Origin of the sequence: Castellaniella sp. (assembly GCF_034007085.1) — a bacterium.
Classification (GTDB): Bacteria; Pseudomonadota; Gammaproteobacteria; order Burkholderiales; family Burkholderiaceae_B; genus Castellaniella.
Genome location: NZ_JAVERO010000065.1, coordinates 1 through 11,736 on the forward strand (window position 1 = coordinate 1; position 11,736 = coordinate 11,736).

Sequence of the window (11,736 nt, forward strand, 5' to 3'; positions counted from 1 at the left end):
CTTGAGCGCGCACCAGGCCGCGATGTCGCCGCCCATCACGCCCGCGCCCACCACATGGACGTGCCGCACGGGTGCGTGATCCCCGGCCTTGCCGAAGGACTTGAGGCGTTCCTGCATGCGGAACACGCGCAGCAGGTTGCGGGCCGTGTCGGATCGGACGATGGAGTCGATCAGGCTGGGCGCGGTCAGCGCGTTGCCGCCATGGTGCGCCCAGATTTCCAGGATGGCGCGCGGGGCCGGATAGTGCCCCTGAGGGTCGCGCTTTTCCAATGTCTTGCGGGCCTGGCGCAGCAGCAGCGGCCGCAGGATCGGATGGCTCAGCCAGGCGTCCCTGCCTTGCGGCCCGTTCACCGGCCGGCCCGACAGGACGTGGCGTGCGGCGGACTGCTCCGCCAGGCGGGGCGGCACGCACAGGTCCGCCAGGCCGGACGACGCGGCGCGGCGCGCGTCCAGCGCACGGCCGGTCAGCATCATGTCCAGGGCCAGCGGGGCGCCCACGCGCCGGGGCAGGCGCAGCATGCCGCCCCAGCCGGGAAAGATGCCCAGCATGACTTCGGGCAGCGACAGGCGCGTGTCGGGCTGGTCCACGACGATCCGGTAGCGGCACGCCAGGGCCAGTTCCAGGCCTCCGCCCATGCAATGCCCCTGGATCAGGGCCAGGGTCGGCCATGGCACCGCTGCCAGGCGGTTGAAGACCGTCCAGCCGAGCTCGATGAAGGCGCGCGCCGTGGTCGCGTCGTTCAGACGGGAGAATTCGTCGATGTCGGCGCCTGCGATGAACCCGGCGGCCTTGCCCGAATGGATCACCAGTGCCTTGGGCGGGGCGGACTGGAAATGGTCCAGGACGCGGCCCAGTTCTTCCAGCACATCGCGCGACAGCCGGTTGAGGGAGCTGCCGGCGCAGTCGATGGTCAGCCAGGTGATGCCTTCCGGGGCCGTCGTGCAGCGGAAATGGCGCAGGTCTGTGGATTCCAGGTGCATGTCAGCCCTCTTTGCAGAGTTCGACCAGCATGGCGCCGCCCTGGCCGCCGCCGATGCAGATGGCGGCCATGCCCCGGCGCAGCCCGCGGGCCTGCAGGGCGCGGACCAGGTGCAACACGATGCGCGCGCCCGAGGCCCCCACCGGATGGCCTTGCGCGATGGCGCCGCCGTCCACGTTCAACCGGTCCATGTCCAGGTCCCCCAATGCGCCGCGCCCCAGGTGTTCCTGGCACCATGCGTCGTCGCGCCAGGCAGCGAGACAGCCTAGCACCTGCGCGGCAAAGGCTTCATTGATTTCCCACAAGTCCAGATCGTTCAGGCCCAGGGCATGGCGCGCCAGGATGGCCGAGGCCGCATGTACGGGGCCCAGGCCCATGACGGCGGGGTCCAGGGCGGACCACTGGGCATCGACGATGCGGGCGATCGGACGCAGGCCGCGTGCACGCACGGCGCGTTCCGAAGCCAGCAGCAGCAGTGCCGCCCCGTCGGTGACCTGGGAACTGTTGCCTGCCGTGATGTTGCCGTAGGGCTTGTCGAAGACCGGCTTGAGCCGGGCGAGTTTTTCGGGCGTCGAATCGGCGCGCACGCCGTCGTCTTCGGCGTACAGTGCGCCCTTGGCGTCGATCAGAGGCACGATTTCCTTGAAGGCGTCCCGGGCGCGGGCGGCCAGGGCGCGTGCGTGGCTTTGCGCTGAATAGGCGTCGAGCTGGGCGCGCGTCAGGCCGAAGCGATGGACGAGGTTTTCGGCAGTCTGGCCCATGGACAGGCCGATCACCGGATCGCTCAGGCCTTTCAGCAGGCCGATGACCGGCTTGCAGTACGCGGGGCGGAAGCGCCGCAGCAGCGGCAGGCGTTGCCCCAGGGTACGGGCCTGATTCCATTGGGCCAGCCAGTGGACCATTTCATCGGGGAACAGCAGTGGCGCGCGCGACAGTGCGTCCACGCCGCCGGCCAGGACCAGATCGTAGCGGCCGGTCTGCAGGCCCATGGCTGCGGAATCCAGTGCCTGCATACCGGAGGCGCAATTGCGCATCACGGTCCAGCCGGGCACGTGGTTGCCGCAGCCCAGGCGCAGCGCGATCACCCGGCCGATGTTGGTCTCGTCGGCCGAGGGGGCCGCGCAGCCGATCACGACTTCGTCCAGATCGGTGGGGGCGAAGGGCTGGCGCAGCAGCAGTTCGCGGCCTGTCTGCACAGCCAGATCGGACGCGGAAAACGGGCCGGGCGCGTTGCGGGCCTTGAGGAAGGGGCTGCGCGCCCCATCGAGGATGTAGACGGGTTCGAAGGCCATCAGGATCGGGCTCCTTCGGATTCGGTTTGCGACGGACCCTGGAAGTCCGGGGCGAAATCATCGACGGCGATCACACGGTCGCGCAGCGCGTTGCGCGCGCGGATGCGGTCCAGTTCATCGTCGGTGATGCCGCCGGCGGCATGGACGGCTTCGGCCATGTCGCGCACATTGGCGCGCGGGTCGGTGGCCGGCACACGTCCGGCTTTTTCGAATTCGCGCATGCGGGCCTCGATGGCCTGCGTATCCAGCACGGCGGCGCAGGCGGCTTCAAGGGCGCCGATGGGTTCGGCCGGGTCCCGAGGAATATAGGTGCCCTGTGTCAGACGGTCGCGTGCGCCGCCGGGTTGGCTGATGGCATCGGCCACGGCCATCGAGAGCGCGTCGGACGGCGCGGCAAATGGCCGGCCCCAGGGAAACAGCAGCGCGCGCAGGATCCAGGCCAGGGGCCGGTTGGGGAAATTGGCCAGCACGCCGGCGAAGGCGTCCTGAGCGCGGCAGAATGCGTCCTGGATCGCCCAGTGCGCCAATGGCGCGTCGGCGGCCTGGCGGCCTTCGTCCTGGTAGCGTTTCAGGGTGGCGGAAATCAGGTAGAGCTGCGACAGGATGTCGCCCAGGCGGGCGGAAATCGACTCGCGCCGCTTCAGGGTGCCGCCCAGGGTCAGCATGGACACGTCGGCCAGCGTGGCAAAGGCGGCTGAAAAGCGTGTCAGCTGCCGGTAGTAGCGGGCCATTTCAGGTGCGACGGCCGTGTCGGGGCGGGCCAGCAGCGCGTTCGTGCAGCCATGGCCGATGGCGCGCAGCGCGTTGCGGGTCGTATGGCGCACGTGGCCCCAGAAGGCGCGGTCGAAGTCTCGCAGGCCCTGTTCGGGGTCGGCGGCCTGGGCGGCGTGCATTTCGTCGAGTACATGGGGATGGCAGCGGATCGCGCCCTGGCCGAAGATGATCAGGCTGCGGGTCAGGATATTGGCGCCTTCGACCGTGATGCCCACGGGGATCTGCTGGTAGGCGCGGCCCAGGAAATTCTGCGGGCCCAGGCAGATGCCCTTGCCGCCGATGATGTCCATGCCATCGTTGACCACGATGCGGCCGCGTTCGGTGACGTGGTATTTGACGATGGCCGAGACCACGGCGGGTTTTTCGCCCAGGTCCACGGCGCCGGCCGTCATGGTGCGGGCGGCGTCCATCAGGTAGGTGTGGCCGCCGATGCGGGCCAGGGCTTCGGCGATGCCCTCGAATTTGTGGATCCGGGTGCGGAACTGGTCGCGCACCACGGTATAGGCGCCGACGGCTCGCGCGGTCAGCTTGGCCATGCCGGTGTAGGACGAGGGCAGCGAGATCGAACGTCCCGCTGCCAGGCATTCCATCAGCATGCGCCAGCCCTGGCCGGCCATGGCCGGTCCGCCGATGATGAAATCCAGCGGCATGAACACGTCCTGACCGCGCGTGGGGCCATTCATGAACATGGCGTCCAGCGGATAATGGCGGCGGCCGGTTTCTACGCCGGGATGGTCGGACGGCACCAGGGCGCAGGTGATGCCCAGGTCGGGCGTGTCGCCCAGCAGGCCGTCGGGGTCGTACAGCCGGAACGCCAGCCCCAGGAGCGTGCAGACCGGGCCCAGGGTGATGTAGCGCTTGTCCCAGGTGACGCGCATGCCCAGGACTTCGCGTCCTTGCCATTCGCCCTTGCACACGATGCCATGGTCGGGGATGGCGGCGGCGTCCGACCCGGCCCAGGGGCTGGTCAGGGCAAAGGCCGGGATTTCCTCGCCACTGGCCAGGCGCGGCAGATAATGGTTTTTCTGTTCGTCGGTGCCATAGTGCAGCAGCAGTTCGGCCGGACCCAGCGAATTGGGCACCATGACAGTGACCGACAGCGCGGAGCAGCGGGTGGACAGCTTGGTGACCACGGCGGAATGCGCCAGCGCCGAAAAGCCCAGCCCGCCGTATTCCTGCGGGATGATCATGCCGAAGAAGCGGTGCGTCTTGATGTATTCCCAGGCTTCGGCCGGGATGTCCAGGTCCTGGCGGGTGACCTGCCAGTCGTTCACCAGCGCGCAGACGGTCTCGACTTCGTTGTCCAGGAAGGATTGTTCGGCTTCGGTCAGGCGCGGGGCCGGGATGGCGTGCAGGGCGCGGGCGCTGGGCTGGCCACGGAAGAGCGCGCCTTCCCACCAGACGGTACCGGCTTCCAGGGCCTCGCGTTCGGTGTCCGACATGCGCGGCAGGATGCGGCGGAAGGTCTGGTACAGCGGACGGCTGAGGTGCCGGATGCGCAGATCGTGCTGGCTCAGCACGAAGGCAGCGGCCAGCAGCAGGATCAGCAGGATCAGCAGGAATGTCATGCCGGCACTCCTGGTAGTGGCGCGCCGGTCGGCAGCGGGGCGCGCAGGCCGCCCAGCAGGAAGGCCATCAGGCGCCCAAGCAGGGCCTGGGCATCGATATTGTGCGTGTCGCCGGACAGGTTCATGGCCCGGCTGGAACTTTCGGCCCCCATGATGGCGTAGGCCGTCGCGCCCAGCATGAAATGAAAGCGCCAGACGATCTCGGCTTCCGGCACGCCTGGCAGCGAGGCCAGCAGAGCGCGGGTGAAACGGTGCGCGACCACGGAGCGTTCGGCGGCGAACAGGGCGCTGATGGCGCCGTTCGGGTCGGACATGGTGTTGGACTGCAGCGGCATGAAGGCGCGCCGTTCGGCGCCGGCGCTGCAGGCATGACGCACCAGCGGGCCGAAATAGGCCTCGACGATGGCCGAAGGTTTGAGCGGCTGGCCGCCGGCCTTGGATTCGAGCGCATCCAGGATGCGCAGGCGTTCATCGTTGAGCGCGTCCAGGCGCCGCTGGAACACGGCCTCGATCAGCGCGTCTTTCGAGCCGAAGTGATAATTGACGGCAGACAGGTTGACCTGCGCCGCCTGGGTGATCTGGCGCATGGACGTGTTGTCATGCCCCTGCTCGGCGAACAGGCGTTCGGCGGCATTGAGGATGGCATCGCGGGTGAGGATCGAGCGGGAAGTGGCCATGAATTAATTCAAACGTTTGTTTTAAAACTATACACAGTCTGCCCGGATTGGGTATCCGTGTTACCCCTATGCCTCAGGGCAGGCAGCAGTGCGCCGATGTGTGTTTCTTGGGGAAATGCGGCGTCCAGGATACACTTTCAAAGATTCGTTTCCATGGTCTGAAAGGTGAGCGATGGCTTCCGTGCGACAGCTGCTGGTGATTTCATCTCTGGTCATCACCTGCATCCTTGTGGGCATGCTGGCGATGGGCACCAGTCTGATGGAACGTCGGCTTGACGCGCAGTTGCAGGCCGACAGCGAAAACACAGCCGCCACCCTGGCCCTGCTGGTCAGTGCCCAATCTGACGCGGCCGCCCGCGCGCGGGTGCTGGATGCGGCTTTCCAGCAGGGGCGTTTCGCCGACCTGGCGCTGACGTCGGATGATGCGGCGGGCGTGGCGTTCCAGTCCCGCAGCCTGGGGCGTTCCGCCGGGGATGCTCCTGCATGGTTTGCTTCTGTGGCCGACATCCAGCCTCGCACGGCCTCTCGCCAGGTGGCCGGAGTCGGTTCATTGCGATTGACGCTGGATCCGGGGCCCGCGCGCGATGTGCTCTGGACGCATGTGGTGCAGTGGGCGTGGCTCGCCCTGGGGCTGGCCGCCTTCTGGGCGCTGTTCGTCGTCGCGTTGCTCAGCCGTGTGCGCCGCGAACTGGCCGTGGCTGCCGTGGCCGATGCGCCCGAAATCAAGATCAAGCGCACCGAACCGGCCGAGGACGCCGAACTCATGGACGATGTCCGTGAACGCATCGCGCCCACGATGGACGAACAGATGGCGCGCATCGAGCGGCTGGAAGTCGAACTCAACCGCGACCCGGTCACCGGCCTGGCCAACCGCAGTTATTTTCTCAACGAACTCAAGCGCGTGCTGCGCGATGATTCCCGTCAGGGCGCGGTCAGCGGTTACGTGCTGCTGGTGCGCAGCCGGGACATGGCGCGCCTGCAGAACCAGACGGAACGCCAGGAACTCGACGACTGGCTGCGGCTGCTGGGGCGGCGCGTCATCGAACTGCTGAACGGAATGCCGCAGGCGCATGCCTTGCCCGCGAGACTGGCCCCGAGGTCATGCGCCCGGTGCAGAAACTGCGAGAACTGCTCGAAACGCTCCGGGTCAAGCTCGACAGCCACAATCTGTCGCGCTGGGCCTATGCCCTGACGGACTACACCGTGCAGTGCTCGACCAAGGAAGTCCTGACGCGCCTGGACCAGGCCCTGATGTGCGCCGAGAGCGCCGGCCACGAGGAAGTCGAATTCCTGTCCCACGCCGACCACGAGGACGGCGAACTGTTGATGGGCGAAGCATCCTGGCGCACCCTGATTTCCCAGGCGCTGGATCACGATCGCCTGTCGCTGGACGTGCGCCGCGTCCAGTACGAAGGCGACGACATCCCCGACCGCCACGAGGCCGCGCTGGCGCTCCAGGAAGACGATCCGGATCAGCCGCGCATGTCGGGCTTTCTGTTCATGCCGGCGGCGGCGCGGCTGGGCCTGTCCTCGGCCTGCGACATGCGTGCGCTGTGCCTGGCGCTGAACTGGCTGGGCGAACACCAGGGCATTCTGGTCATCCGCATGTCGATCGCATCGATCCTGGATGCGCAGTACCTGGAAGAAATCCGCCTGATCTGCGGCAATGCCGATCCCGCGCTGTTGCAGCGCCTGGTGGTGGAACTGGATGCCTATGGCCTGAGCCGCCACCTGGATGCCTTCCGGGCGTTTGCCCAGGGCATCATCGAAACAGGCATGCACGTCGGGTTGCGCGGCCTGGACCAGCAGCCCGATGCCTTGCGCCAGATCCACATGGTCGATTTCGACTACGTAAAGCTGGGCGGGAATTTCGTGCGCGAACTGCTGGCTAGTCCGGGCGGGGTGCAGATGATGGTGGCCATCACCGAAACGGCGATCGGCATGGGGGTGCGCGTTTACGTGGACGATGCGGACGACGCAGGCACGCGCCGCATGGTGATCGAATACGGGGCGCTGCCGCGCGTGAACTAGACGCGGGCAGGCGGGTGGTTGCCGGATTTGCACAAAAAGACTTGCCATGTCCCGGCCGGCACCCTATAATGGCTGTCTTGCCCTGAAGGGTGCGGCATTGCCGTATGCTTTTTTGGTGCGTGAATTGCGCCAGGGCAGTGGGAATTCTCGAATTTCAACCCAGGGCTTACTTGGTCAAGCAGATCCAAGCGGCGCCAAGCAAGCCTGACGGGACCAAAACTGGCTGCGTGGCCTGGGGTATGTGCCCTGGGCTTCGTTGTTAAGTTGGAACAGGAAAAATCATGATCCAAATGCAGACCACGCTGGACGTGGCCGACAACACGGGTGCGCGTTCAGTGATGTGCATCAAGGTGCTGGGCGGCTCCAAGCGCCGTTATGCCGCTATTGGCGACATCATCAAGGTGTCCGTCAAGGAAGCAGCCCCCCGCGGCCGCGTCAAAAAGGGCGAAATCTACAACGCCGTGGTGGTGCGTACCGCCAAGGGCGTCCGCCGCAAGGACGGCTCGCTGATCCGCTTCGGCGGCAATGCGGCCGTGTTGCTCAACGCCAAGCTCGAGCCCATCGGCACGCGTATCTTCGGACCGGTCACGCGCGAACTGCGGACCGAGAAATTCATGAAGATCGTGTCCCTGGCGCCCGAAGTGCTGTAAGGAGCAGATCATGCAAAACATTCGCAAAGGCGACGAAGTCATCGTGCTGTCTGGCCGCGATCGCAGCCGTCGCGGCACCGTGGTGGCCCGGGTGGGCGCCGACCACGTGCTGGTCGAAGGCATCAACGTCGTGAAAAAACACGCCAAGGGCAATCCCATGACGGGCGCGCCCGGCGGCATCGTCGATAAAACGATGCCCATCCACATCTCGAACGTGGCAATCTTCAACCCCGAAACCGGCAAGGGCGACCGCGTCGGCGTCAAGGTCGTGGATGGCGCCAAGGTTCGCATTTTCCGCTCCAACGGCGCTGTCGTTGGCGCGAAGGCATAAGGGGCGTGCACAAAATGGCTCGTTTACAAGATTTCTATCGCTCCAAGGTCGTGGCCGACCTGCAGGCGAAATTCGGCTACAAATCGGTGATGCAGGTCCCCCGCATCACCAAGATCACCCTGAACATGGGGGTGTCCGAGGCCGTTGCCGACAAAAAGGTCATCGAAAATGCCGTGGGCGACATGACCAAGATCGCCGGCCAGAAGCCCGTGATCACCAAGACCCGCAAGGCCATCGCTGGCTTCAAGATCCGCGAGGACTACCCGATCGGCTGCATGGTCACCCTGCGCGGGCAGCGCATGTACGAATTCCTGGACCGCCTGATCGCGGTCGCTCTGCCGCGCGTGCGCGACTTCCGCGGCGTGTCGGGCCGTGCCTTTGATGGCCGGGGCAACTACAACATCGGTGTGAAAGAACAGATCATCTTCCCGGAAATCGAATACGACAAGATCGATGCCGTGCGCGGGATGAACATCAGCATCACCACCACCGCAAAGACCGACGAGGAAGCCAAGGCGCTGCTGAGCGCATTCAGCTTCCCCTTCCGCAACTAAGGGGCTGACGTGGCAAAACTTTCCCTCATCAATCGCGATATCAAACGCGCCAAGCTGGCCGAAAAATTCGCCGCCAAGCGCGCCGCACTGAAGGCCATCATCGCCGACCAGTCGAAATCCGACGAAGAACGCTATCAGGCCCGCCTGGCGCTGCAACAGCTGCCGCGTAACGCCAACCCCACCCGCCAGCGCAACCGCTGCGTGGTGACGGGCCGTCCTCGCGGCGTGTTCAGCAAATTCGGGCTGACGCGCCACAAACTGCGTGAAATGGCCATGCGCGGCGAAGTGCCGGGCGTGACCAAGGCCAGCTGGTAGGAGAATCACACATGAGCATGAGCGATCCCATCGCCGATATGCTGACCCGCGTGCGCAACGCGCAAATGGTCAACAAGACGTCGGTTTCCATGCCCTCCTCCAAGCTGAAGGCGGCCATTGCCGCCGTGCTGAAGGACGAAGGCTACATCGAGGATTTCCGCATCGCTGGCGAACAGGCCAAGCCGGAACTGGAAATCACCCTGAAATACTATGCCGGCCGTCCGGTGATCGAGCGCATCGACCGCGTCTCGCGTCCCGGCCTGCGCATCTACAAGAGCAGCGCCACCATTCCCCAGGTCATGAACGGCCTGGGCGTGGCGATCGTCTCGACCCCGCGTGGCGTCATGACGGACCGCAAGGCCCGCGCCAGCGGCGTGGGTGGCGAAGTGCTCTGCTACGTGGCATAAGGAGGCTTTTCAACCATGTCACGCATCGCCAAATACCCCGTCGCGCTGCCCAAGGGCGTCGAAACCACCATCAGCGCCGGGCAGATCGTCGTCAAGGGCCCGTTGGGCACCCTGACCCAGTCTCTGGATGGCAACGTCCGGATCGCCCAGGAAGATGGCCAGCTCACGTTTGCTGCTGCCGATGAAACCCGCCAGGCCAATGCCATGTCGGGCACCATGCGCGCATTGGTGAACAACATGGTCACGGGTGTCAGCACGGGCTTCGAACGTCGCCTGACCCTGGTCGGCGTGGGCTTTCGCGCCCAGGTCCAGGGCAAGGCCCTGAAACTGCAGCTGGGTTTTTCGCACGACATCCTGTATGACATCCCCGATGGGATCAAGATCGAATGCCCTTCGCAGACCGAAGTCGTGGTCAAGGGCTCTGACAAGCAGGTCGTCGGCCAGGTCGCCGCTGAAATCCGCGCCTACCGCCGCCCCGAACCCTACAAGGGCAAGGGCGTGCGCTATGCGGACGAGCGTGTGATCCTGAAAGAAACCAAAAAGAAATAAGCACGCAGGCAAGGACGAATCATGGACAAGAAAACTTCCCGTTTGCGTCGTGCTGCGGCTACCCGCCGCAAGATTCACGAACTGCGCGTGCATCGCCTGGCGGTGCATCGCACGAATCTGCACATCTACGCCAACATCATTTCTCCGGAAGGCGACCGCGTGCTCGTCAGCGCCTCGACGCTCGAGCCCGAGGTCCGCAAGGAACTCACCAGCCAGAAGGCCAATGGGGGCAATGCCGCCGCCGCGAGCCTGGTCGGCAAGCGCGTGGCCGAAAAAGCCAAGGCTGCCGGCATCGAGCTCGTCGCTTTCGACCGTTCGGGCTTCCGTTACCATGGCCGCGTCAAGGCGCTGGCCGAAGCCGCGCGCGAAGCCGGCTTGAAGTTCTAAGGGAATCACATGGCTAAAGCACAAGGCAAGCACGCCGTCGATCAGGAACGCGATGACGGCATGCGCGAAAAGATGATCGCGGTCAACCGCGTCAGCAAGGTCGTCAAGGGCGGCCGCACGATGAGCTTCGCTGCGCTGACCGTGGTTGGTGATGGCGATGGCCGTATCGGCATGGGCAAGGGCAAGGCCCGCGAAGTGCCCGTCGCCGTCCAGAAAGCCATGGAACAGGCCCGTCGCGGCCTGCTCAAGGTGGCCTTGAAGAACGGGACGCTGCACCATTCCGTGGTCGGCAAGCACGGCGCCTCGACGGTGCTGATCTCGCCCGCCGCCGAGGGGACCGGCGTGATCGCCGGCGGTCCGATGCGCGCCATCTTCGAAGTGATGGGTGTGCGCAACGTCGTGGCCAAGAGCCTCGGTTCGAGCAACCCGTACAACATGGTCCGTGCAACCCTCAATGGCCTGAGCGCCTGCGTCACGCCTGCGGAAATCGCGGCCAAGCGCGGCAAGACGGTCGAAGAGATCCTGGGGTAAGACATGGCACAGAAGCAAATCAAAGTCACGCTCGTGCGCTCTGTCATCGGCACGCACAAGTCCCACCGCGCCACCGTGCGCGGCCTGGGCCTGGGCAAGGTGAACAGCAGCCGCATCCTGGTCGATACGCCCGAGGTGCGTGGGATGATCCGCAAGGTGGATTACCTGGTCACCGTCTCGGAAGCCTAAAGGAATTCAGATGTCTGTCACTCAACTGAACACGCTCGCCCCCGCCGAAGGCGCCAAGCGCCCCCGCCGCCGCGTGGGTCGCGGCATCGGCTCCGGCCTGGGCAAGACCGCCGGCCGTGGCCACAAGGGCCAGAAGTCCCGTGCGGGCGGTTTCCACAAGGTCGGTTTCGAAGGCGGCCAGATGCCGCTGCAGCGCCGCCTGCCCAAGCGCGGCTTCACGCCGTTGGGCCGTCACCTGTTCGCCGAGATCCGCCTGTCGGACCTCCAGGCGCTGCCGGTCGATGAAATCGATCTGCAGGTGCTCAAGGCCGCTGGCCTGGTGGGCGAACTGGTTCGCACCGTCAAGGTCATCAAGACCGGGGAACTGTCTCGCAAGGTCACCTTGCGCGGCATCAATGCGACGGCCGGCGCGCGCGCCGCGATCGAAGCTGCCGGCGGTTCGCTGGCGTAAGGGGTGGCCGTGGCCAAAGCTCAGGCACATAAGCCCAGTGCAGGATACGG

16 protein-coding genes are annotated in these 11,736 nt (G+C 65.7%); 12 read left to right on the forward strand and 4 right to left on the reverse strand.

What is annotated here, in order from left to right; all coding sequences use genetic code 11:
• From RBR29_RS07300 to RBR29_RS07315, 4 genes are all read right to left on the reverse strand, one after another.
• The coding region (locus tag RBR29_RS07300; protein ID WP_320348304.1) for an enoyl-CoA hydratase-related protein at window positions 1–981 on the reverse strand (981 nt) is incomplete at its 3' end.
• A 1-nt stretch (window position 982) separates the two neighbouring features.
• Complete coding sequence (locus RBR29_RS07305; protein ID WP_320348305.1) at window positions 983–2,272, reverse strand: acetyl-CoA C-acetyltransferase; 1,290 nt, start codon at window positions 2,270–2,272, stop codon at window positions 983–985.
• On the reverse strand, window positions 2,272–4,614 hold the full coding sequence (locus tag RBR29_RS07310) for an acyl-CoA dehydrogenase (RefSeq protein ID WP_320348306.1): 2,343 nt from the start codon (window positions 4,612–4,614) through the stop codon (window positions 2,272–2,274). The genes RBR29_RS07305 and RBR29_RS07310 overlap by 1 nt, the downstream gene beginning before the upstream one ends.
• On the reverse strand, window positions 4,611–5,291 hold the full coding sequence (locus RBR29_RS07315) for a TetR/AcrR family transcriptional regulator (RefSeq protein WP_320348307.1): 681 nt from the start codon (window positions 5,289–5,291) through the stop codon (window positions 4,611–4,613). The genes RBR29_RS07310 and RBR29_RS07315 overlap by 4 nt, the downstream gene beginning before the upstream one ends.
• 172 nt (window positions 5,292–5,463) lie before the next feature.
• Between RBR29_RS07315 and RBR29_RS07320 the strand changes: the two genes are divergently transcribed.
• From RBR29_RS07320 to rplO, 12 genes are all read left to right on the forward strand, one after another.
• Window positions 5,464–6,483 carry a LapD/MoxY N-terminal periplasmic domain-containing protein gene (locus tag RBR29_RS07320; RefSeq protein ID WP_320348308.1) on the forward strand — a complete coding sequence of 340 codons (1,020 nt, stop codon included), beginning with the start codon at window positions 5,464–5,466 and terminating at the stop codon, window positions 6,481–6,483.
• Window positions 6,402–7,322 carry an EAL domain-containing protein gene (locus RBR29_RS07325; RefSeq protein WP_320348309.1) on the forward strand — a complete coding sequence of 307 codons (921 nt, stop codon included), beginning with the start codon at window positions 6,402–6,404 and terminating at the stop codon, window positions 7,320–7,322. The genes RBR29_RS07320 and RBR29_RS07325 overlap by 82 nt, the downstream gene beginning before the upstream one ends.
• 281 nt (window positions 7,323–7,603) lie before the next feature.
• Window positions 7,604–7,972 carry a 50S ribosomal protein L14 gene (gene rplN, locus RBR29_RS07330; protein ID WP_243478899.1) on the forward strand — a complete coding sequence of 123 codons (369 nt, stop codon included), beginning with the start codon at window positions 7,604–7,606 and terminating at the stop codon, window positions 7,970–7,972.
• 10 nt (window positions 7,973–7,982) lie between these two features.
• Window positions 7,983–8,303 (forward strand): 50S ribosomal protein L24, encoded by a 321-nt coding sequence (gene rplX, locus RBR29_RS07335; RefSeq protein WP_320348310.1) that lies wholly within the window; start codon window positions 7,983–7,985, stop codon window positions 8,301–8,303.
• 14 nt (window positions 8,304–8,317) lie between these two features.
• On the forward strand, window positions 8,318–8,857 hold the full coding sequence (gene rplE, locus RBR29_RS07340) for a 50S ribosomal protein L5 (RefSeq protein ID WP_320348312.1): 540 nt from the start codon (window positions 8,318–8,320) through the stop codon (window positions 8,855–8,857).
• Window positions 8,858–8,866: 9 nt separating this feature from the next.
• On the forward strand, window positions 8,867–9,172 hold the full coding sequence (gene rpsN / locus RBR29_RS07345) for a 30S ribosomal protein S14 (RefSeq protein ID WP_320348313.1): 306 nt from the start codon (window positions 8,867–8,869) through the stop codon (window positions 9,170–9,172).
• 11 nt (window positions 9,173–9,183) lie between these two features.
• Window positions 9,184–9,579 (forward strand): 30S ribosomal protein S8, encoded by a 396-nt coding sequence (gene rpsH / locus RBR29_RS07350; RefSeq protein WP_320348314.1) that lies wholly within the window; start codon window positions 9,184–9,186, stop codon window positions 9,577–9,579.
• Window positions 9,580–9,594: 15 nt separating this feature from the next.
• Entirely contained in the window at window positions 9,595–10,128 is a 534-nt protein-coding gene (gene rplF / locus RBR29_RS07355; RefSeq protein ID WP_320348315.1) for a 50S ribosomal protein L6, read from the forward strand.
• A 21-nt stretch (window positions 10,129–10,149) separates the two neighbouring features.
• On the forward strand, window positions 10,150–10,515 hold the full coding sequence (rplR, locus tag RBR29_RS07360; protein ID WP_320348316.1) for a 50S ribosomal protein L18: 366 nt from the start codon (window positions 10,150–10,152) through the stop codon (window positions 10,513–10,515).
• Between the two features lie 9 nt (window positions 10,516–10,524).
• Window positions 10,525–11,046 carry a 30S ribosomal protein S5 gene (gene rpsE / locus RBR29_RS07365; protein WP_320348317.1) on the forward strand — a complete coding sequence of 174 codons (522 nt, stop codon included), beginning with the start codon at window positions 10,525–10,527 and terminating at the stop codon, window positions 11,044–11,046.
• A 3-nt stretch (window positions 11,047–11,049) separates the two neighbouring features.
• Complete coding sequence (gene rpmD / locus RBR29_RS07370; RefSeq protein WP_320348318.1) at window positions 11,050–11,235, forward strand: 50S ribosomal protein L30; 186 nt, start codon at window positions 11,050–11,052, stop codon at window positions 11,233–11,235.
• A gap of 10 nt (window positions 11,236–11,245) precedes the next feature.
• The gene (gene rplO, locus RBR29_RS07375) at window positions 11,246–11,686 is read left to right on the forward strand and encodes a 50S ribosomal protein L15 (RefSeq protein WP_320348320.1); all 441 of its coding nucleotides are present in this window, start codon (window positions 11,246–11,248) and stop codon (window positions 11,684–11,686) included.
• The last annotated feature ends 50 nt before the right edge of the window (window positions 11,687–11,736 follow it).